General features: G+C 59.7%; 14 protein-coding genes and 6 pseudogenes. 19 read left to right on the top strand and 1 reads right to left on the bottom strand.

The annotated features are described in order from the left end of the window. Positions 1-88 precede the first annotated feature (88 nt). From P6U16_RS01630 to P6U16_RS01560, 16 genes and pseudogenes are all read left to right on the top strand, one after another. Positions 89-1,306 (top strand): deoxyguanosinetriphosphate triphosphohydrolase, encoded by a 1,218-nt coding sequence (locus P6U16_RS01630; protein ID WP_277702369.1) that lies wholly within the window; start codon positions 89-91, stop codon positions 1,304-1,306. Positions 1,307-1,398: 92 nt separating this feature from the next. Then, positions 1,399-3,159 carry an arginine--tRNA ligase gene (gene argS, locus P6U16_RS01625; RefSeq protein ID WP_277703969.1) on the top strand — a complete coding sequence of 587 codons (1,761 nt, stop codon included), beginning with the start codon at positions 1,399-1,401 and terminating at the stop codon, positions 3,157-3,159. A gap of 61 nt (positions 3,160-3,220) precedes the next feature. Then, complete coding sequence (locus P6U16_RS01620; RefSeq protein WP_277702368.1) at positions 3,221-6,280, top strand: SPOR domain-containing protein; 3,060 nt, start codon at positions 3,221-3,223, stop codon at positions 6,278-6,280. 154 nt (positions 6,281-6,434) lie between these two features. Then, positions 6,435-7,431 (top strand): annotated as a pseudogene (gene nagZ / locus P6U16_RS01615) (beta-N-acetylhexosaminidase). Between the two features lie 80 nt (positions 7,432-7,511). Next, positions 7,512-8,330, top strand: a complete 819-nt coding sequence (locus tag P6U16_RS01610) for a ScpA family protein (protein WP_277703968.1) — start codon at positions 7,512-7,514, stop codon at positions 8,328-8,330. Continuing rightward, positions 8,323-9,060: an SMC-Scp complex subunit ScpB gene (gene scpB / locus P6U16_RS01605; RefSeq protein ID WP_277702367.1), complete on the top strand. Its 738-nt coding sequence runs from the start codon at positions 8,323-8,325 to the stop codon at positions 9,058-9,060. The genes P6U16_RS01610 and scpB overlap by 8 nt, the downstream gene beginning before the upstream one ends. Before the next feature lie 66 nt (positions 9,061-9,126). After that, positions 9,127-10,229 (top strand): annotated as a pseudogene (locus P6U16_RS01600) (ABC transporter ATP-binding protein). 41 nt (positions 10,230-10,270) lie between these two features. Beyond that, positions 10,271-10,477 carry a twin-arginine translocase TatA/TatE family subunit gene (locus P6U16_RS01595; RefSeq protein ID WP_060638243.1) on the top strand — a complete coding sequence of 69 codons (207 nt, stop codon included), beginning with the start codon at positions 10,271-10,273 and terminating at the stop codon, positions 10,475-10,477. Between the two features lie 72 nt (positions 10,478-10,549). After that, positions 10,550-11,185 (top strand): Sec-independent protein translocase protein TatB, encoded by a 636-nt coding sequence (gene tatB, locus P6U16_RS01590; RefSeq protein ID WP_277702366.1) that lies wholly within the window; start codon positions 10,550-10,552, stop codon positions 11,183-11,185. Between the two features lie 22 nt (positions 11,186-11,207). Continuing rightward, positions 11,208-12,025, top strand: a pseudogene (gene tatC / locus P6U16_RS01585) (twin-arginine translocase subunit TatC). A 93-nt stretch (positions 12,026-12,118) separates the two neighbouring features. Then, positions 12,119-12,777 (top strand): annotated as a pseudogene (locus tag P6U16_RS28260) (serine--tRNA ligase); the annotation flags it as partial. A 156-nt stretch (positions 12,778-12,933) separates the two neighbouring features. Next, positions 12,934-13,539: pseudogene (serS, locus tag P6U16_RS28255) on the top strand (serine--tRNA ligase); the annotation flags it as partial. Positions 13,540-13,564: 25 nt separating this feature from the next. Beyond that, entirely contained in the window at positions 13,565-14,335 is a 771-nt protein-coding gene (gene surE, locus P6U16_RS01575) for a 5'/3'-nucleotidase SurE (RefSeq protein WP_277703967.1), read from the top strand. Continuing rightward, positions 14,332-14,985: a protein-L-isoaspartate(D-aspartate) O-methyltransferase gene (locus P6U16_RS01570; protein ID WP_277702365.1), complete on the top strand. Its 654-nt coding sequence runs from the start codon at positions 14,332-14,334 to the stop codon at positions 14,983-14,985. Before surE ends, P6U16_RS01570 begins: the two co-directional genes overlap by 4 nt. Positions 14,986-15,320: 335 nt before the next feature. After that, positions 15,321-15,977 carry a biotin biosynthesis protein BioC gene (locus P6U16_RS01565; protein ID WP_277702364.1) on the top strand — a complete coding sequence of 219 codons (657 nt, stop codon included), beginning with the start codon at positions 15,321-15,323 and terminating at the stop codon, positions 15,975-15,977. Positions 15,978-16,163: 186 nt separating this feature from the next. Continuing rightward, positions 16,164-17,720 (top strand): LysM peptidoglycan-binding domain-containing M23 family metallopeptidase, encoded by a 1,557-nt coding sequence (locus P6U16_RS01560; RefSeq protein WP_277702363.1) that lies wholly within the window; start codon positions 16,164-16,166, stop codon positions 17,718-17,720. A gap of 57 nt (positions 17,721-17,777) precedes the next feature. On the opposite strand, the gene P6U16_RS01555 is transcribed toward P6U16_RS01560, so the two are convergent. Beyond that, on the bottom strand, positions 17,778-18,650 hold the full coding sequence (locus P6U16_RS01555; RefSeq protein ID WP_277702362.1) for an ATP-binding protein: 873 nt from the start codon (positions 18,648-18,650) through the stop codon (positions 17,778-17,780). 245 nt (positions 18,651-18,895) lie between these two features. Between P6U16_RS01555 and yajC the strand changes: the two genes are divergently transcribed. The 3 genes and pseudogenes from yajC (at position 18,896) to P6U16_RS01540 (ending at position 22,332) form a co-directional block, all read left to right on the top strand. After that, the gene (gene yajC / locus P6U16_RS01550) at positions 18,896-19,231 is read left to right on the top strand and encodes a preprotein translocase subunit YajC (RefSeq protein WP_277702361.1); all 336 of its coding nucleotides are present in this window, start codon (positions 18,896-18,898) and stop codon (positions 19,229-19,231) included. A 183-nt stretch (positions 19,232-19,414) separates the two neighbouring features. Further along, a pseudogene (gene secDF, locus P6U16_RS01545) lies at positions 19,415-21,944 on the top strand (protein translocase subunit SecDF). A gap of 1 nt (position 21,945) precedes the next feature. After that, positions 21,946-22,332 carry an Mth938-like domain-containing protein gene (locus P6U16_RS01540; RefSeq protein ID WP_277702360.1) on the top strand — a complete coding sequence of 129 codons (387 nt, stop codon included), beginning with the start codon at positions 21,946-21,948 and terminating at the stop codon, positions 22,330-22,332. Positions 22,333-22,352 lie beyond the last annotated feature (20 nt).

The following is a 22,352-nucleotide window of genomic DNA, read 5'->3' as shown; positions in this document are numbered from 1 at the left end:
GAAAAGCAGAGGTGTTCACCGCTTTCCTGCAAATCACACTATAGGTATGAACGCTTTAAGGTACCGTCAATGGGATGCAAGGTGGGAAATGACTTTGGACAGACATGCGCTTGGTTTCGGCTCCGGTGAACGTGCGATTTTCGCTTCCGATCCGTGGACAAGCCGTGGTCGACTTTATCCGGAGACATCGAGCGCGACCCGATCGGACTTTCAGCGTGACCGCGACCGTATCGTCCATACCACGGCCTTTCGCCGGCTCAAGCACAAGACGCAGGTGTTCATCGCCGCCGATGGCGATCACTACCGCACGCGCCTGACGCACACGATCGAGGTGGCGCAGATCGCTCGCGCGCTCGCGCGGGCGCTCAAGCTCGATGAGGATCTAGCTGAAGGCGTGGCGCTTGTTCATGATTTTGGCCATACGCCCTTTGGTCACACCGGCGAAGACGCATTGCACGAGATGCTGAAGCCTTATGGCGGCTTTGATCACAACGCTCAGTCGCTGCGGATCGTGACCAAGCTCGAACGGCGCTATGCCGAATTCGACGGGCTCAACCTGACATGGGAAAGCCTCGAAGGGCTGGTCAAGCACAACGGTCCGCTGATGGGGCCGGACGGGCAGGGCACGCACGGCGCCGTGCCGCAACCGATCCTTGACTATTGCGCTCTTCATGATCTCGAGATTGCCAGTTTTGCCAGCCTCGAAGCTCAGGTGGCGGCGATTGCCGACGATATCGCCTACAACACCCACGACATCGACGACGGGCTGCGCTCCGGCTATCTGACCTTCGATATGCTGGAGGATATTCCGTTTCTGGCCGGTTTGATGCGTGAGGTCCACGATCGTTATCCCAATCTTGAAAGCAGCCGGTTCACCCACGAGATCATGCGTCGGCAGATCACCGCTATGGTGGAGGATGTCATTACCGTTGCGCAGACCAGATTGAAGGAAATCGGGCCGGAGAGCGTGGCTGATGTGCGCAGGGCGGGCCGCGTGATTGCGACATTTTCCGACCGGATGTTCACCACTGATCGCGATATCAAGGCCATGCTGATGAAACGGATCTACCGCCATCCCGAGGTCATGCGTGTGCGGGAAGGGGCCGCGTCCATCGTTGTCGATCTTTACAGGGCCTTCATGGCTGACCCTCTGCAGATGCAGAAGCATTACTGGATCGACCAGATCGCCGGCATGGCCGAACCGGCCAAGGCGCGACATGTCGGCGATTATCTCGCCGGCATGACCGATACCTATGCGATCGCGACTCACAGGCGGTTGTTTGACCATACTCCGGAATTGCGCTAGTCACCCGCCCAACGCGCATCTGCTGCGCAACCCGAATTTTGGACAATTGACGCGGATTTCCGGTTCCGGCCGGAAAAGAGCGGATGGATGACATGAATCTTTTCACCGACTTCGATTCAAGAATTAAGAATATTTTGGAAGCGATTGATATCGTACGTGAAAATCGTTCAACGATAGATTTCGACCGCGTCAGCGTCGAGCCGCCGCGCGATCCGAGCCATGGAGATGTCGCAACCAATGCCGCCATGGTCCTGGCCAAGCCGCTGGGAACAAACCCGCGCGCGCTGGCCGAACAGATCGTTGCCAAGCTGAAGGATGATCCCGAAGTTGTTGATGTTTCCGTGGCCGGTCCGGGATTCATCAATGTCCGGCTGTCCGTCGCCTACTGGCAAAAGCTTCTGGCGGTGATGATCAAATCCGGCACGGACTACGGCCGCAGCCAGACGGGTGCGGGCCGGAAGGTCAATGTCGAGTATGTCTCGGCCAATCCGACCGGGCCGATGCACGTCGGCCACTGCCGCGGCGCCGTCGTCGGCGATACGCTCGCCAACCTGCTTGCCTTTGCCGGCTATGAGGTTACCAAGGAATATTACATCAACGATGCCGGATCCCAGATCGACGTCCTGGCGCGCTCGGTTTTCCTGCGCTACCGCGAGGCGCTGGGCGAAAACATTGGCGAGATTCCGGCGGGTCTTTACCCCGGCGACTATCTCGTGCCGGTCGGTGCGGCGCTGGTCTCAGAATACGGCTCCAGCCTGCGCCTGATGTCGGAGGACGACTGGCTTCCTATCGTCAAGGACAGGGCGATCGACGCGATGATGGCCATGATCCGTGAGGATCTTGCGGCCCTCAACGTCGTTCACGAGGTGTTTTATTCGGAGCGCACGCTGCATGCCAATGGCGCCGGTCCGATCCGCAATGCGATCAATGATCTGACCTTCAAGGGGCACGTTTACAAGGGTGCACTGCCGCCACCGAAGGGGCAGGTTCCCGAAGACTGGGAAGACCGGGAGCAGACCCTGTTCCGCTCCACCGAAGTCGGCGACGATATCGATCGGCCGCTGATCAAGTCGGACGGTACCTATACGTATTTCGCCGCCGACGTTGCCTATTTCAAGGACAAGTACGATCGCGGCTTCAGCGAAATGATTTATGTGCTGGGCGCCGATCACGGCGGCTACGTGAAGCGGCTGGAGGCTGTCGCGCGCGCGGTGTCCGGTGGTGCCTCGAAGCTCACCGTGCTGCTCTGCCAGCTCGTCAAGCTTTATCGCGACGGCGAGCCCGTGAAGATGTCGAAACGCTCCGGCGACTTCGTGACCTTGCGCGAGGTGGTCGAGGAAGTCGGGCGCGATTCCGTGCGGTTCATGATGATCTACCGGAAGAATTCGGAGCCGCTGGATTTCGACTTTGCCAAGGTTACGGAGCAGTCGAAGGATAATCCGGTCTTCTACGTGCAGTATGCCCATGCACGCTGCATGTCGATATTCCGGCAGGCGAAGGAAGCCTTTCCAGATTTTGATGCCGAATCGACTGATTTCGCCGCTTGTGTCGCCGGTCATATCGAGGATCCGAACGAATTGCAGCTTGTCGCCAAGCTGGCAGAATATCCGCGTGTCATTGAGGCCGCAGCATTGTCTCAGGAGCCGCACCGGATCGCCTTTTACCTGTATGATCTGGCAAGTGCCTTCCATGGACACTGGAATAAAGGTAAAGATTCTCCGCAATTACGGTTTGTTAACGATAAAAACAGAGAATTGACCATTGCCAGGCTTGGACTGGTGCGTGCTGTCGCCTCCGTTTTGAAGTCGGGCCTGTCGATTACAGGTACCGCTGCGCCGGATGAAATGCGATAGTATTGTCACCATTTACCCACAATGCACTGGCAGGAACTGGCTAGTATTGTGAGTGGAGCGCATGGCAGACAAACAATTCGCACGAAGCGGGACCGGAGATTTCGACCTCTTGGCGGATGATGATCCGCTGAGCGAACTCGCCCGCATTGTCGGCTATGACAATCGTCCCGCCGTTCAGCAGCTTCAGGAAATCGAAAAACAGCAGCTTCTGGTGCGCCGTGATCCTGTATTCGATCTCGAAGATGAGCTGTCGCGTGAGTTCGAACTCTATGATGCGCCGGCCCATGCAGGCCAGCCAAGAACACTTATCGAAGAAGCCCCGTCTGTTGAACCGGCGGAATTGCCTTTCTTCGAAGCCGCTCCTTCGGAGGCGCAGGTCGCGGAAGATGTTGACGCGCCGGCTTATGAGGCGCCCGTTGTTGCCGAACAGTCCGAACCTGCGCCCGAAGGCGTCGAGCCGTTTGGTGCTGCCGAAGAGCAGGTTGTTGAAAACGAAAACGTCGTCGAAGCGGCCTCGCTTGACGAGAGCCATGAAGCCGCATCATATCCGATTGTTGATGTCGCGCCGGTTTTTGAATCCCCTTCAATCGAAGCTGATCCCGCCGAGATGAACTGGGCACCGGAACCTGCTTTCGAGCAGGCTCCGCAGGACGATCTCGATTTCGTGACGGCCGATCTCGAACGCGAGCTGGAACTGTCGATTGGTTATGATGATGTGACGGTTGAGCATCCCGCGCAGGCTGAAGCCGCAAAGGCTTCCGTATGGGACTATGCGCCGGTCGTACAGCAGGACCTCAGCCAGCACACACCGGCACCGGCACTTGAGGACGACCACCGTGATCTTCCGGTTGCTGCGGACGTTTATGAGCACCCGATCGCCATCGATGAGCCTGTGGCGCCCGTCGAGCAGGCTTTCGTCGAAGAGGACTGGGATATTCCGGAGCCTGTCGCCGAGGCGGCTGTCGAGACGCCGGTGGCGTCGCACGACGACCCGAACGACATCGATGCCTTGCTGGCCGATATCGAGCGTTTCCCGGTTCCGGAAAAGGCTGCGGGCCAAGCCGTTCCTGTGATCGCTAATTCGCCGGAAACGGTGCGCAAGAACAACTATCCGTTCACGCCGACATTCAGCCGTGCCACGCCGACGGCATCCACCAATGGAGCATCGTCGCAGAAGGCTTTTGCAACGCCGCTGATGGTCACTCCGGTTGCCACTACCCCGCTGGTTGAAGCAGCACCTGAGGTCATCGAGCCGTTGGTCTCTGCAAGCTTCTCCCCTACCGTCGAGGCCGAGCCCGAGCCGGACTTCGACCTTGATAATTTTGAGATCGATCTGTCCGATATCGAACTCGAGCTCGATCCTGCCGAATTCGCCGTCGACACAGCGCCCGCTGCCGACGATTATCCTGTGGTTGCAAAGGCGTCCTTTGTCGAGCCGGTGATGACGCAATCGGCCGCTCCGGTGATCGAAACCGAAGATACGCCGGACGAAAGTGATGTCACCGATTTCGTGTTGCCGTTCGATCCGTCGATGATCTCGGAAACCGAGGAAAGCCTAACGGCCATCGCCGATTTGGAAGTTCCGCATCTGCCGGTTGTCGAGCAGGAAAAGCCGGTCGCCTATCAGCCGGACTATGATCTCGATATTGATGCCGAAATTGCGCAGCTGTTCGGCAATGGCGCGCGCAAATCTGCGGTGCCTGCCGAAGAGACGCAGGACGGCCAGGTTTTTGCAGCCGCGGCCCATTCGATTGCCGTCACCCATGCGTCGGCACAGCCGAACGGCACGCGCGTTGCCGAGGAGTTCGACGAATTCGAAAAGGCGATGGAGGAAGACTTCCGCCGTTCGATCAATCAGCGACAGGAGAACCAGCCGGTGAATGATCGCCTGGCGGTTGGTGGCGACTACGGCAATGCTGATTTTGAGGGTACGGACCAGCGCTCGAATGGAAAGCGCCTCGGCCTGATCGCGGCGACCGTTGGCGGTTTGCTCATTTTGGGCGGTGCCGGGGTCTATGCCTGGATGGGCGGCGAGGGGACGGGCCTTGGCAGTTCCGACCCGAAGATCATTTTGGCAGACAAGTCGCCTGTCAAGGTTGTTCCGGTCGAAAAGGGTGGCAAGACCGTGCCCAACCAGGACAAGGCCGTCTATGACCGAGTGGCCGGAGCGCCGGCCGAGACCCTCCAGCAGGGCACGCTCGTCTCCTCCACCGAAGAGCCGATCGACGTGGTTCAGCGGACGCTGACGCCTGAAAGCCTGCCTCTGGAAGGCGCCGAAGACTTTGACCCCGCCACGGTGACGCCGATCGATGGCGACGAAAGCGCACGATTGCTGCCTGACATCGATGAAGCCAAAGCCGCCGAAGAAGATCGTGCGACAGCGGTATCCCCGCGCAAGGTCCGCACGATGATCGTCAAGCCCGATGGCACGCTGGTTGCTCGCGAAGAGCCGGCACCGGAGCCTGTGACCGAAGTTGCCTTGGCGGAAAACCCTGTCACCACCAACGGCGCGGATCCGCAGATCAAGACTGTGAAGACGACAGTGGTGTCGCCGCAGGCCGAGGCTGAGACCGCTGCCGTGGCCGAGACTGATGCAGCGCCGCTGACGGATCTCCAGCCGCAGCAACAGCCCGTCACCGAACAAAGTGCCTTGGCTGAAGCGGCAAGCGCCACTGTCGATGAAACGGCGCCCGTCCGCACCGTCAAGACGACAACGATCGGCGAACAGGCACCGGTTCCCCAGACGCGGCCGGCCGAGCAGCCCGTCAACGTCGTCGGCACCGTCACCGATCAGGGCAATGTCAGGCCCGCGGCGACTGAGACAACGACCGTTGCTGCGGCAGAGACGACGCCGGTTCAGACGGCAAGCGTTCCCGCTGGCAGTTATGTGATCCAGATTGCCTCCCTGCCGTCGGAAGCCGAGGCGCAGCAGTCCTACACGAAACTGTCGGGCAAGTTTGCATCCGTCATCGGTGGCCGTGGATCGGACATTCGCAGGGCCGAGATTGCCGGCAAGGGCACGTATTACCGCGTCCGCATTCCCGCCGGTTCGCGCGAGGAAGCCAACTCACTCTGCGCGCGTTATAAGAGCGCCGGTGGCAGCTGCCTTGTGACGAAATAGACGGTTGATCGACAATCTCTAAAAGGCGCGGCTTCGGCTCGCGCCTTTTTCTGTGCGCAATAGCTGTGAATGAGCCGAAAAAGCTGGAAGCAAACCATTCGCGTTGGCGGCGGCACGCTCTATGATTCGGCTATGAGCAGAATCAAAAGCATTTATCTCCGGCTGCAAGGGCCTCGTGATCACCGACGAGGAAAAGGCATTCTTTGCGGGCGAACGTCCCTGGGGCTTTATCCTGTTCGGCCGCAATATCGGTGAGACGGCGCAGATCAGCGATCTCGTTGCGTCGCTGCGCGACAGCATTGGTGACCCTGCGGCGCCCGTCCTGATCGATCAGGAAGGCGGCCGCGTGCAGCGTATCCGTCCGCCGCTTGTCGCAAGCTATCCGAATGGTGCGGCGATCGGGGAGATCTTCCGTCGCGATCCGCAGCAGGGCCTGCGCGCCGCCTGGCTGATGTCGCGGCTGCATGCCTTTGATCTCATGCGGTTCGGCATCACCGTCGATTGCCTTCCGGTCCTCGATGTCCCGGTCGAAGGCAGCCACGATGTCATCGGCAACCGTGCCTATGGTTATGATCCGCAAGCCGTGGCGGCGATCGGCAAGGCTGCCGCCGACGGCCTGAAAGCAGGCGGCATGCTGCCGATCATGAAACACATGCCGGGCCACGGCCGCGCCTTTGCCGATCTCGCACCACAACCTGCCTGTCGTGGACGTATCGCTGGATGCACTGAAGGCAAGCGACTTCATTCCTTTCGTCGCCATGAAGGACGAGATCATGGCCATGTCCGCCCATGTCGTCTATTCGGCGATCGATCCGGCCAATCCCGCGACAACCTCCGAAAAAGTCGTGCGAGACATCATCCGTGACTATATCGGCTTTGACGGTCTGCTGATGTCGGACGACGTTTCGATGAATGCACTTGCGGGCGACATAGAGACCCGCGCACGCGGTATTATCGGCGCAGGTCTCGATATGGTGTTGCATTGCCATGGTATTATGGAGGAAATGCTGGCGGTGGCACGCGTTGCCCCGGTGCTGGCTGGCGACCGGCTGCGCCGTGCCAATGCAGCGCGTGCAGCGTTTACGCCACCGGACACGTCTGATGAGATGGCATTGCGTGAAGAGTTTGGTGGAATGCTGGCCATTTCCTGAGTGTCAAGAGTGAAGAGCGGGGCAGGGCTTTCGTGAATAGCGCCAATGAAATGCCGAAAAAGCCGTCTGCCCAGGCGCCGATGGATCGTCTCTGGCAGGAGGAAAGCAGCGACCGCGCTTCGCACGAAGAAGCCCTGGTCATCGATATTGCCGGTTTCGAAGGCCCGCTCGATCTGCTTCTGCATCTTGCGCGCACGCAGAAGGTCGATCTGTCGCGCATTTCGGTCCTGGCGCTTGCAGAACAATATATTGCCTTTGTCGAGCGCGCCCGCAGCATTCGCATCGAGCTTGCCGCCGACTATCTCGTCATGGCGGCGTGGCTCGCCTTCCTGAAGTCACGTCTGCTGATCCCGCAACAGGCCAAGGACGAGGGGCCATCTGGCGAAGAGATGGCGTCGTCGCTGGCCTTCCGCCTGAAACGTCTGGAAGCGATGCGGGAGGCCGCCACACGGTTGATCAATCGCAACCGGCTGGGCCGGGATGTGTTTGCGCGGGGTGCTCCGGAGCATATTCCGGTGGAGAAACATTCGGGCTACGAGGCTTCGCTCTACGATCTTCTTTCCGCCTATGCATCGCTGCGGCAGCGGCAGGCGGTCATGCAGGTGACTATCGAGAAGAGGACCGTGTGGTCCCTGTCCGATGCGCGTCTCATCCTCGCCCGAATGCTTGGAGACATGACCGACTGGACGGCACTCGATCATTTTCTCTTGCGCTATATGACAAGCCCCAAGGAGCGGGCGACGGCCATTGCCAGTTCGTTTGCGGCATCGCTCGAAATGGTCCGCGAAGGCAGGCTTGAGATGCGCCAGGACGGAGCCTTCTCGCCAATTTATCTGCGCCAGGGCCCCAATCCCATGACGCCCGAGCGGCTTGCGGAACTCGAGGCGGCGCATGGCTGAGCCGCAGGAGGATCTGCCGGGGATCGGCGAGCCTGCTTCAGACGAGCCGCAGAGCGACGCGGAGGCGCGGCTTGCGCTTGAGGCCGAGCGCATTGCCGAAGCACTGGTGTTTGCGTCGGCGCAACCGGTATCCGAAACCTATCTGGCGCAGCGCCTGCCCAAGGGCACAGACGTCAAGCCAATCATGCAGCGGTTGAAGGCGCTGTATGCAGGGCGCGGCGTCAATCTCGTGCAGGTGGACGATCATTGGGCTTTCCGAACGGCGGCCGATCTGTCTTTTGTCGTGCAGACGGATGAAAACGAAGTCAAGAAGCTGTCGCGGGCCGCGCTGGAGGTTCTGTCGATCATCGCCTATCACCAGCCGGTCACCCGCGCCGAAATCGAGGATATTCGCGGCGTACAGACGTCGCGCGGTACGCTCGACGTTTTGATGGAAGCCGGCTGGGTGCGGTTTCGCGGCCGCCGTCGCACCCCGGGCCGACCGGTCACGATCGGCACCACGCGGGATTTCCTCGATCATTTCGGGCTGGAGGAAATCCGCGATCTTCCCGGCATGGAAGAACTGAAAGGCGCCGGTCTGCTTGCGGGCCGCGTTCCGTCGAATTTCCAGATCCCGATTCCGCTCGGAGACGATGCGCTGGACGATGACGAGGATCCGATCACCCAACTGGATCTGGAAGAGCTTGGCCTCTTGACACCAAGGGGCGAAGAAGCCGAAGAGAAATCCTGAGCGCCGCCATCGTGTTTGATCGGGCGCGCTTTCGACAGGTGACGGTGTTCAAGGATAGCCGCTGGCATGACTTCTGATCTGCAAGGTTCCCCGGTGACCAAGGCACGGCGGACCGCAGGCGTGACATTCGCGGCGCGTCTTGTGTTCGAGGACATTCATCACTGCTATCACGAAAAGCAGACCATCCGCGGCATCACGCTGACAGCCGAGGCCGGCGAAGTGCTCTGCCTTCTCGGACCGTCCGGTTCCGGCAAGACGACGCTGTTACGGATCGCGGCCGGTATCGAGGCGCAGACCTCCGGCCGGCTGATGCTGAATGACCGGGAAATCTCCGGACCATCGGTTTTCGTGCCGCCGGAGCGGCGCGGCGTCGGCCTCATGTTCCAGGATTTTGCGCTCTTTCCGCATATGACGATCAGGGACAATGTCCGTTTCGGACTTACGGCTTTGCCAAAAACCAGGCCTTGGCCGAGGCTGATCTCGCACTAGAGCGCGTCGGGCTGTCGCATTATGCAGACAAGTATCCGCATGTCCTGTCCGGTGGCGAGCAGCAGCGGGTGGCTCTTGCACGGGCGCTTGCGCCGCGTCCGGCCGTCCTGCTGATGGACGAGCCGTTTTCCGGCCTTGATTCAAGGTTAAAGGATACGATCCGTGCCGATACATTGGCGATCCTGCGCGAGAGCCGTGCAACGGCCATCGTCGTAACGCATGACGCGGAAGAGGCGATGCGCATGGCCGACAGGATTGCGCTTCTGAAGGACGGCCGCCTTGTTCAGGTCGGGACTGCCGACACACTCTACCGTACGCCGCACAGTCTGTTTGCTGCCGGGTTCTTTTCGGAGATCAACGAGTTTGCAGTGGTTGCAGGAAAGGGGCGCGTCGAAACGCCGCTTGGCACCGTGTCGGCCGGAAATTATGCGAATGGCCAGCCGTTGTCGGCTGTAGTTCGGCTTTCGCAGGTCAAAGTATCGGAAACCGGCGGCGATCTGCCCGCGCGCATTGTCGCACGGCGGTTTCTGGGCGTGGTGGAGTTGCTCAGTCTTGCGGTTCCGGGCAGCGATCTGCCGGTTCGGGCTCGCATCCGCGCCGATCTTCTGCCGCACGGATTGCGTGACGTGACGCTTTCCGTTAACGAGCGGGATATATTGCTGTTTGAAAAAGATGAATAAACATCTTAAATCGGGGTTACACGCTTCAAGGGAGTTAGGACATGGGTTCCTTTAGTATCTGGCATTGGCTGATTGTTCTGGTCGTCGTCCTGCTGCTGTTTGGTCGCGGCAAGATTCCGGAACTGATGGGCGACGTTGCCAAGGGTATCAAGAGCTTCAAGAAGGGTATGACCGACGACGAAGCCGCCGCTGCCGAAAAGGGCGTGGATGGCAAGACGGTCGAGCACAAGTCCGACGAAGTCCGCTGATAATGCGTCGTGGTGTTGGCCGGGTCTTCATGAGCCGGCCATGCCGCTCTTCGAATTTTTGGGGCTTTGAGCATGCTTGATATCGGCTGGACCGAATTGGTCGTCATAGCCATCGTTCTGATCGTGGTCGTGGGTCCCAAGGATCTTCCGCCCATGCTTCGCACATTCGGCAAGATGATGACGAAGTTCCGTGGCATGGCTTCGGATTTTCGCCAGCAATTTGACGAAGCCCTCAAGGAGGCGGACCTCGACGATGTCCGCAAGACCCTCAGCGATGCGCAAAAGCTCAATCCGGCGCATAGCCTGCGTGAAGCGATGAACCCGCTTCGCCAGATGGGTAACGACATCAAGGCCGATCTTCAAAAAGCGACAGTGACGCCGGCGAAACCCGCAACGCCTGCGGTGGAATCGTCCTCGGACACCGCAACCGAGGTTGTCGCACCGACACCGGCTATCGACACGGCCCCGGCCATCGATACCGTTGCAGCGGCGGCGATCGCCTCCGCGACGCGGCAGTCGAAGCGTGCCGCCGCCGAAAAAGAGGTTGAAAAGCCCAAGCGCGTAACCAAGCCGAAAGCGGACGTTGCAACCGTGCCGACCGAACCGGTTGTCGCGGTGAAGGCGGCGAAGACAGCGAAAGCTGCCTCAAAAATACCGCAGCCGTGGTCGCCGATCCGGAAAAGCCAAAGCCCCGCAAGGCGGCGGTGAAGACGAAAAGCAAGGGTGAAGCATGAGCGGCGAAATCGAAGACAAGCCCCAGCCGCTGATGGAGCATCTGATCGAACTCCGCTCACGCCTGATGTGGGCGGTTGGCGCATTTTTCGTAGCCTTTCTCGTCAGTTTCTATTTCGCCAAGGGTATCTTCAATGTCCTCGTTCAGCCCTTCAAATGGGCAGTCGAATGGGCGGGCCTTGCTGATCAATCCGTGGAACTGATTTATACTGCGCCGCAGGAATTCTTCTTCACGCAGGTGAAGGTTGCGATGTTCAGTGCGCTGGTCATCGCGTTTCCGGTTATTGCCTCGCAAGTCTACAAGTTCGTGGCGCCTGGTCTCTACAAGAACGAGCGCGCGGCTTTCCTGCCGTTCCTGATCGCGTCGCCCCTGCTGTTCATCCTGGGCGGTTGCCTCGTTTATTTCTTCTTCACGCCGATGGTCATGTGGTTCTTCCTTGCCATGCAGCAGGACGGCGGCGAGGGGCAAGTGTCGATTCAGCTGCTGCCGAAAGTCTCGGAATATCTGAGCCTGATCATGTCGCTGATCTTCGCTTTCGGTCTGGTGTTCCAGCTGCCTGTCATCACCACGCTTCTGGCGCGGGTTGGCTTCGTGACTTCGGACGGGCTGAGGAAAAGCGGAAATATGCGATCGTGATCGCGTTTGTGGCCGCCGCGATCCTGACGCCGCCAGATCCGATCTCCCAGATCGGTCTTGCCCTGCCGGCTATCCTTCTCTACGAGATTTCAATCTACACGGCCCGACTCATCGAGCGCCAGCGGGCTCGCGATACGCTGGCCCGGGAAGCTGCTGATGCCAAGGAAAATGCCGGCTGATTGTTTGGCATGCGTCTGCCTTTCGGGACGGTCTCGCGCTAGACGAAGTCCGCATAAAACAATAGCTGGCCTAGAACAAAAGCTGGAACGAACATGCTTGATATCCGATGGATCCGCGACAATGCCGAGGCACTGGATGCCGCCCTTGCAAAGCGTGGCGCTGAGCCGCTGTCTGCTTCCCTGATCGCGCTGGACGAGCGCCGCCGCGGGCTCGTGCAGTCGCTGCAGGATATGCAGTCGCGCCGCAACGCGGCCTCAAGGAGATCGGCGCCGCGATGGCCGCCAAGAATAGCGCGCTGGCCGACAGCCTGAAGGCGGAAGTCGCAGAGCTGAAGAATGTCATGACCTCGGTGGAGGATGACAGCCGCAAGGCCGATGCCGACCTTGCCGACGCCTTGTCTCGCATTCCCAACATTCCGCTCGAAGATGTGCCGGTCGGTCGCGATGAAAGCGGCAATGTCGTCAAGCTCACACACGGACAGAAGCCCGGGTGGAACCATCAGCCGAAGGAGCATTTCGAGATTGGCGAGGCGCTCGGCTGGATGGACTTTGAAGGGGCTGCCCGCATCTCAGGCTCCCGCTTTACCATATTGAAAGGGCCGTTGGCTCGACTGGAGCGCGCACTCGGTCAGTTCATGCTCGATTTGCACACAAGCGAGCACGGATACACGGAAGTCCAGCCGCCACTTTTGGTTCGGGATCAGGCCATGTTCGGGACAGGGCAGCTTCCGAAATTCGGTGAAGACCTTTTCATCGGAGCGTCTATGACCGGTCGTCAGAAGCAGACGGACAATGTCATCGCGGAATTCGGGACACCATCGGACATCGAAGCCATCCGCGCCGGTGAAAAGGCGTTGAACGCTGTTATCTCCGACATTTATGAACGCGCTCCGACACGGGAAGACTATTGGCTGATCCCGACGGCCGAAGTTCCGCTGACCAATATGGTCCGGGAACAGATTCTGGATGCGGAAAAGCTACCGCTGCGGTTCACGGCGCTGACCCCTTGCTTCCGGTCGGAAGCGGGCTCGGCCGGCCGCGACACGCGTGGCATGCTGCGCCAGCACCAGTTCAACAAGGTGGAACTGGTTTCGATCACCGATGCCGAAAATTCGATCAACGAACATGAACGTATGACGGCTTGCGCCGAGGAAGTGCTGAAGCGCCTCGGTCTGCACTACCGCGTTATGACGCTCTGCACCGGCGACATGGGTTTTGGCGCGCGCAAGACCTATGATCTCGAGGTCTGGCTGCCGGGGCAGGACAGTTTCCGCGAAATTTCATCCTGCTCGGTCTGCGGTGATTTCCAAGGCCGGCGCATGAATGCGCGCTACCGTGTCAGGGACGACAAGAACCTGAAATTCGTTCACACGCTGAATGGTTCGGGCACGGCCGTCGGTCGGGCGCTGATTGCCGTCATCGAGAATTATTTGAACGAGGATGGCTCGATCACCGTTCCGGAAGTGCTGCTGCCCTATATGGGTGGACTGACGAAAATCGAGAAGGCCGGCTGAAGCCTGCTTGCCGGCAGGGGGTATGATGCGGATTCTACTGACCAATGATGATGGCATCCATGCCGAGGGCCTTGCCGTTCTGGAGCGGATCGCCCGGACGCTGTCGGACGATGTCTGGGTGGTGGCGCCGGAAACCGACCAGAGCGGCCTTGCCCATTCGCTGACGCTGTCGGAACCGCTGCGTCTGCGGCAGATTTCGGAGAAGCATTTTGCCCTGCGCGGCACGCCGACCGATTGCGTCATCATGGCGGTGCGCAAGGTGTTGGACGTGAAGCCGGACCTGATCCTCTCCGGCGTCAATGTCGGCGCCAATATGGCCGACGACGTTACGTATTCCGGTACGATCGCGGGCGCCATCGAAGGTACGTTGCAGGGCATACGCTCCTTCGCACTCAGCCAAGCCTTCAGCCACGCATCGGGCAACCCGGTTCCATGGGATGTCGTGGAAACCCATGCGCCAAAGCTTCTGACCCGGTTGATGACGCTCGATCTGCCCGATGGTACCTTCCTCAACCTCAATTTCCCGAATTGCGCGCCGGGTGCCGTGACCGGGACAGAGGTGACGTCGCAGGGCAAGCTCGATTTCGGGCTGACCATCGACGAGCGCGCCGATGGTCGCGGCAATCCCTATTTCTGGCTGCGTTTCGGCGAGCGCTTCGGCGATTTCCGGGCCGGGACCGACATCCATGCCATTCGCGAACACAAGATTTCGGTCACTCCTCTGAAGCTCGACCTGACAGACTATGCGGTGCAGGACCGGGTGGCCCGTGCGCTTCTGGACGGAGCGGCCGATTGAACGCGCGCCTGATCGAGCAGGAAGGCTTTGCTGCGCTCGTCCTGCGCCTGCGGGCCGAGGGCATAGCCAGCAAGGAACTGCTGAACGCAGTTGAACTGACGCCGCGCACCCTGTTTGCGCCGGCGCCCTATGAGAAAGAAGCCTATTCGCAGCGCCTCATTCCGCTCGAGTGCGGCGCCTTCATGGAGGGGTTCGACTTCGCCGTTCGTCTCCTGCATTGCCTCAACATCAAGCCCGGACAGCGCATCCTCGAAATCGGCACCGGCAGCGGCTTTACCGCCGCCGTGATGGGACGCATCGCCGAGCGCGTGATGACGATCGATCGCTACAAGACGCTTGTCACCAATGCGCAGAAGAATCTGGAAAAGTCCGGCATCCGCAATGTCATCGTGCGTCAGGCGGACGGTAGCGCCGGACTGGCGGGCGAGGGGACATTCGACCGTATCCTGGTGACAACGGCCTTCAACAGCCTGCCACGCATCTTTTCCGATCATCTCGTATCAGGCGGCATTCTCATCGTTCCCATCATGATGAGTGAAACGGAATGCCGCATCGTCCGTCTTACGCGCACAGGAAGCAGGTTCGACCGGGAAGACCTGTTCACGGCACCGTACCTACCGATCGTGCCGCAGGTCGCATCGTTTCTATAACGAGGTGGCGGTTAACCTGATCGCCAAAGTTCGCTGTGTCATCCCTGCGAACGTCGTCGACTTCAGGCCACTATTTTTGGACGTTCGTCCACGCAATATGATTCCTTTGGGTGAATCTTGCTGCGTCGCAGCATGAAATTTCGACAGCTTCTTATGTGATTGCTGCAATATCGCCGCAAAATCAAAAGGTTAATTTTCTGTTAATGCTGGTCAGCCTCGCGCAAGCCTCGGGGCATAAGCGAAGTATGGCGAATAAGTCATACATAGAGCTGGCCCTCGATTTGAACCTCCATTGTCAGCTCCCAATCTAGGCCACGGTGTGGCGGAGACGGCAAATGCAGATCGCAAGCAGACTGACTGGAGCGGCCACCGGCGACAGCTTGAGCAATCTTGCCGGACGGGCGGTGGTGCAGGGCTCTTCTGGCAATCCGGAAGACAGAAATCCGCAATCCTCCTATATCGGTGGTTACGATCCTGCCATGCGTGTGTCGCTTTCTGCAGAAGCGCTGCTGTTTCTGAGCAAGACACGCCGCGTGCAGGAGAAGCAGCCATCTCTTACCCAGGATGAGTGGGGCAACAAGCTTTCGCCCCAGCTTGCCGCGCGCGAGTATCAGGCGTTCGGGAAATACAGCGAGACCGGCGACCACAAGGCCTACTACCGCGCTTTCATCGAATATTACGATACGCTGAGGCCGGAAGACCAGAACAGCCTGCGCTATTTCGGAACTCGAGACGTTGCGCTCGCCGGGCTGCGATCACAGGAGTATAGCGATGAAACCGGCACGGACAATGCGCTGCCGTTCCAGACGCTGGTGAGTGCACTTCTGGACGATAACAAGGCCGATACCGAAGTGCCGCAAGCAGAAGTGGCGGTTTTCGGGGTGTCCGGCGACATGTTCGGGTGGGATACCGGCAATATCAGCTACGAGGATGTTTCGCAGGTCCGTGCCGAGATTTCCGAGATCGATAGATTTTATCAGGAAAACTTTTGAAGCTTTTTGATCGGCTACAACCGGTTTGCCGGCATAATGAAGTCCTCACTATGAATCTTTGTTGCGCTGATCATGGTTATCAATTTCTGACAAAATATAACCTGCCTGCCCGGTTTTAACCGCGCGGTAACTCTAATGCGTTTTAATCGACCTACAGTGAGTTGCGTTCCAAGTAGGTTTAGCGTCATGCGTCTTAGAGTATCGCCGAGTGTAGGAAAATCAGCTGTCCGTCTCTTTGCGGCGGTTCTGCTGGCCAGCGCTGCAACGGGTTGCAGTTCTGATGCGACGCGCTTTGGAGGGCTTTTCTCCAAGTCCGACGGCATAACGACCAATTCGATCCCGTCAAACAATATTCCGATCCCGGCAGGAGACGTGCAGGGTAGCCAGATGGCAGTCGTGCCGGCAGAGGCCGATGGCTCGCGGGATCAGGCGCTGAACCAGCCATTCCCGGACACGCAGGTCGATCCGACCTATGACAATCTCAACACCGCCTCGACACCGGTTTCGAGGGCCCGTGCGGCCTCGACGCCGATGAACGTGCAGCGGGTCGCTCTGGCGACGTCGACCGCGAGGGCTGAGGAAAAGCCGTTGGATCAGGCTTTCCCAACGACGCGTGATGCCACGAAAGCCGCGCAGAAAACCATGCCGGACCCGGTGACGACCGGCAGCAACAAGGGCGGCTGGTCCACGGCAAATGCGCCGGCCGTGCTGATGCGTCAGGGCGACACGGTGGCCACGCTGTCGAAGCGCTTCGGGGTTCCGGAGAAGGAAATCCTGAAAGCCAATGGAATGAAGTCGTCGTCCGATGCTGAGCCCGGCCAGCGGATCCTGATCCCGACCTACGGTGTTGGCGGGAGTGCGGCGAAGGCTGCAGCGACTGACACGGCTGCGCTCGATGTCGACAAGAAGAAAAATACACCCGGCCAGTCCGACGATCGCGATGTGGCGATCCTGCCCGGACAGTCGCAGTCTCGCGAAAAGGGTAATAACAAGACCGATATTGCGTCCGGCAAGCTCGGCACACCGGGTGAGGGTGGCGGCAAGGACGGAACCTACACCGTCAAGGCCGGCGATTCGCTCAACCGAATTGCCAAGGCGAACAAGGTTCCTGTCGAGGATCTGAAGCGCGCCAATGGTTTGACGACGGCCGCGATCCGCATCGGTCAGCAGTTGAAGATCCCCGGCGCCGCTACCTCTACCCCTGACCAAGTGGTAACGGCGTCCGTGCCGACCAAGAAAGTCCAGACCAAGGTCGACAAGACGGCGGAAAACCAGCCTGCGGAGTACAAGCCGCCGGTTGCCAAGGAGACGGTAACGGAAGTTGCCTCGAAGGGAGATGTCACGGAAGAATCACCCAAGGCGACCGGGATCAGCAAATATCGCTGGCCGGTACGCGGTGCGGTCATTGCGGGCTACGGCGCCAATGTCGAAGGCAATCGCAACGATGGTATCAATATCTCGGTTCCCGAGGGCACGCCGATCAAGGCCGCTGAAAACGGCGTGGTCATCTACTCCGGCAGCAGCCTGAAGGAACTCGGCAACGCGGTTCTCGTTCGCCATGACGACGGCACGGTTACCGTCTACGGCAATGCATCGGAACTGAAGGTCCAGCGTGGCCAGAAGATCCAGCGTGGCCAGACCCTTGCTGCATCCGGCATGAGCGGTACGGCAGCGCAGCCGCAGGTCCACTTTGAAGTGCGCAAGAACGCCACCGCGGTCAATCCGGCGACATTCCTCGAATAGGACGCTTGCATCCGGTTCGAAAAGCATAGAGAGCCCCGATTTCGGGGCTCTTTGCGTTTACAAGGTATCGATATGCTTCTGCTTTCGACCGGCCAGATCCTGGATGAACTGCCAGGCGACGCGGCCGGATCGCGCGCCGCGGGTCGTGGCCCACTCCAGCGCCTCGGCATGCAGTCTGGCCGTGTCCGTTTCCAGTTCGAAATGGGCGGCATAGCTGTCGATCATCGAAAGATAATCCGACTGGCTGCATTTGTAGAACCCGAGCCAGAGCCCAAACCGGTCGGACAGCGAGACTTTCTCCTCGACGGCCTCCGACGGATTGATGGCGGTGGATTGCTCGTTTTCCATCATGTCACGCGGGAGGAGGTGCCGGCGGTTGGAGGTGGCATAGAGTAACACATTGGCCGGTCGGCCCTCGATGCCGCCATCCAGCACCGCCTTCAGAGACTTGTAGGACGTGTCGTCATGATCGAAGGAAAGATCATCGCAGAAGACGACGACCGGGACCGGCGCCGATTTCAGGATGTCCATCAGCACCGGCAGCGTCGCAATATCCTCGCGGTGGACTTCCACGAGTTTCATCGCAACGCCGCTATCATGAATGATGCGGGCGTGCACGGCCTTGACCAGGGAAGACTTGCCCATGCCGCGCGCACCCCACAAAAGCACATTGTTGGCCGGAAAGCCCTTCGCAAAACGCAGTGTGTTGTCGAACAGGATGTCGCGGACATGATCGACGCTGCGGATCAGGTCGAGTTCGACCCGGTTTGGGCGCGCAACGGGCTGAAGGTGCTGCCGAACAGGGGCCCAGACGAAGCATTCGGCGGCATTCCAGTCGTTGACCGCCGGGGCAGGGCCGGCGATCCGCTCGATGGCAGCGGACAGCTTCTGCATTTCCGCAATGAGAAGGTCGATCTTGCTTTCCTGCATGGTGCTGTTCCTGGGCGTGCGGCGACTGATCTTTCGGGCGTTTCTTCCTGTGCGGTAGCATGGACGTTCTCAAGGGAAAAGGCCGGCAAGCGGGTAGAAAAGACTTCTATGGCGGGAGATTTGGTGTAAGAGGCAGAGGAACCGATCCGGATGCACGTGTTGTTGCAATCGCGGCAGCTATTCTTATATTCCGGCGATCCGAAACACGGGCGCCGCCCGTCGATAAACTATTCAAGGAGTGATCAATGTTCATTACCGAGGCCTTTGCGCAAACGGCTCCCGTCGCCGGTGGCGGCACTGCAGACATTCTCATGTCGATCCTGCCGTTCCTGCTGATCTTCGTCGTAATGTACTTCCTGATCATCCGCCCGCAGCGCGCCAACATGAAGCGCCGCGAAGAACTGCTGAAGAACATCCGTCGCGGTGACCAAGTCGTTACCGGTGGCGGTATCGTCGGCAAGGTCACGAAGGTGGTCGACGACAGCGAGCTCGAAGTCGAAATCGCCGAAGGCGTGAAAATCCGCGTTCTGCGTGGCGGCGTATCGGAAGTGCGCGTCAAGGGCGAACCCGTCAAGGAATAGCGGCATCGCCGTTTGCTCGAACAGCTTCTGACGCCATCGGCGCTTCAGGAGAAATTGTGCGGCAATTCAAAGTGCTATAGCGTCGTTCATGCGTCCGGACGGGCACGCGGCGCTATAGTCGGTTGGCGGTCTGCCGATCGGCGTTGTCCGATCGACTTTGAATAAGAAAACGCCGAGAGCTTCATGCCCAATTTGTCCCGTTCGAAAACCATCATCGTCTGGCTGGTCGTCCTGCTCAGCCTGATCGTAGCGCTACCCAATGTGGTTTCGGAGAGGGTCCTGGCCGGGCTTCCGGACTGGCTGCCGAAGAAGCAGGTCGTGCTTGGCCTTGATCTTCAGGGGGCTCGCAGCTGATGCTTAAAGCGGAGCCGGAGGATGTTTCACAAATACGGCTTTCGGCACTGGTATCCGAGGTCGGCAGTCGGCTTAGGAGCGCTGGCATTGCCTATACCGGCCTTTCCGGAACGGGTTCCGTCATTGATGTCCGTGTTCGTGACAGTGCCTCGGTGGATGCTGCGACGCAGGCACTCTTGCCGCTGGCAGCACCGCTCGGCACCGACAGCAAGACCATTGAGGCCACGCTGGCGCCCGCCGGTGGTGGCCTTATCCGGCTGACCTTGACCGAAGCAGGGCTGGCTTATCGTCTGTCTGAAACGGTTGGCACTGTGATCCCCGTTCTACAGCGCCGTCTGGCCGAAATGGGCATTTCCCGCGCCGTTGTCCGACGGCAGGGCGCCGATCGGATCGTTGTCCAGATCCCGGGGCTGCAGGACCCGCAGCGGCTCAAGGATATTCTCAGCCAGGCCGGTGATCTGTCGTTTCACACGATCGACATGTCGATGAGCGTTGAGGACGCTGTCAACGGCATGCCGCCGGCGGCGTCGCAGGTCGTCTATTCCGCCGATGATCCGCCGATCGGCTATCTCGTGCGCAGACAGCCGATCATCTCGAGCCGGGACATCACCGCTGCAAAGGCGACGCTCGGCGCCGAAAACGCATCGGTCGTCGATGTCACGCTGGATACCGACGGGGCGGAACGCCTCGCGCAGGTGACGGCTCAGAACGCCGGCACAACGCTTGCCATCCTGCTCGACGGACAGGTGATCTCGACACCCTTGATCCGTACGGCTATCACCGGCGGCGCTGTTCAGGTCTCAGGCAATTTCAGCGCCGAGGGGGCTAATGATCTGGCCCTTCTCCTTCACTCCGGTGCGCTTCCTGTTGCTTTGACTGTTGTCGAGGAGCGGACGATCGGAACGGGGCTTGGAAGCGATTCGATCAGCGCGGCCCTGACCGCCGGCACCATCGGCGCGCTGCTTGTGCTGGTTTTCATGTTCGGCTTTTACGGCTTCTTCGGCCTCGTCGCCAATCTGGCGGTCATCCTCAATGTCGTGATGATTGTTGCCGTGCTTTCGGCAACCGGGCTGACGCTGACGCTGCCGGGTGTTGCCGGCATCATCCTGACGATCGGCATGGCGGTCGATTCCAACGTTTTGATCTATGAGCGCATTCGTGACGAGGTTCGCAGCGGGCGTCCTCTGTCGGAGGCAATCCAGTTCGGTTTCTCGCGTGCCTTCGCGGCCATCGTCGATGCCAATATCACGACGCTGATCGCCGCGGTGATCCTGCTTTACCTGGGCACCGGTACTGTGCGTGGGTTCGCGGTGACGCTTGCCATTGGTATCGTGACGACCCTGTTCACCGCCTTTACGCTGACCCGGGTGATCCTGTCGGAGTGGGTCAGGCGTCGCAAACCGGTGCATCTGCCCGACGGAATCCGCACCGGTGTGTTCGATCGGCTCGATTTCCGGTTCATGGCGATCCGCAACTACGTCTTTTCGGGTTTGGCGGCTCTGTCTGTCGTGTCCACGCTGCTCTTTGCGACCCTCGGCATGAATCTCGGCATCGATTTTGCCGGCGGTTCGGTGCTTGAACTCTCGGCCCGCGAAGGCGAGGCGGACATCGCCGATATCACTGAGCGTCTGAACGGGCTCAATCTCGGGGCTGTCGAGGTCAAGAGTGTTGGCGGGCCGCAGGGTGTGCTTGTCCGTGTACCGTCGCGCGATGGTGGCGAAAATGCAGAGCAGAGCTCGGTGATCCTCATTCGCGGGGAACTGGAGGATGCCTATGAATTCCGGCGCGTCGAAGTCGTCGGCCCTTCAGTATCGGGCGAATTGACTAGGGCGGCAACGATCGGGGTGCTTGCCTCCTTTTCGCCATTCTCGTCTATATCTGGGTCCGTTTCGAATGGCAGTTCGCCATCGGCGCAATCGTTGCCACGCTGCATGACGTTCTGTTGACCATCGGTCTCTTCGTGGTGACCGGCATGGAGTTCAATCTCACGAGCATCGCGGCCCTTTTGACCGTCGTCGGTTACTCGCTGAACGACACGGTGGTGGTCTATGACCGCATCCGTGAAAACCTGAAGCGCTATCCGCGCATGCCCTTGCCCATTCTCATCGATGCGGCGATCAACCAGACGCTGTCGCGGACGATCCTGACCGGGGCAACGACGATGCTTGCGCTGCTGGCACTGTGCCTTTTCGGTGGCGAGCTGATCCGCTCGTTCAGCATCGCCATGCTGTTTGGCGTCGCAGTCGGCACCTTCTCCTCGATCTATGTTGCCGGGCCACTGCTCATCCTGTTCAAGCTGCGTCCCAGCGCTCCTGATGGCGGACAACCTGGCCCAGCCGTTGCCCGCGGAGGTGCGTGACATGCCAAAAGGGATAGAGTTCCGCGAAGCCCATTTTCCAGGGCGGGCACCGGTGGACGCCTATGGCAATGGCGGTTTCCGCTTTGCCGACATGTCGCATCGCGGCTCGGTGCTGATGCTGCCATCGGGCATCTATGGCTGGGAAATCAAGGAGGGCGATGCGCTCGATCCGGACCTGTTTGCGCGCGTCATCAAGGATGCGGCCGACATCGAAGTCCTGCTGGTGGGAACCGGCAAAGACATCCGGCCCTTGCCGGCAGCGCTGAAGGCCATGCTGAAGGCGCATAACATCTCGTCCGATCCCATGAGCACGGGCGCCGCCGTGCGCACGTTCAATATCATGTTGGCCGAATCGCGCGCCGTTGCCGCTGCTCTGATCGCTGTCTGAATGTCCCGATCCTCCGACGA

It is taken from the genome of Rhizobium sp. 32-5/1, assembly GCF_029537235.1.
Lineage (GTDB): Bacteria > Pseudomonadota > Alphaproteobacteria > Rhizobiales > Rhizobiaceae > Pararhizobium.
This window is presented reverse-complemented; position numbering and strand designations above follow the sequence as displayed.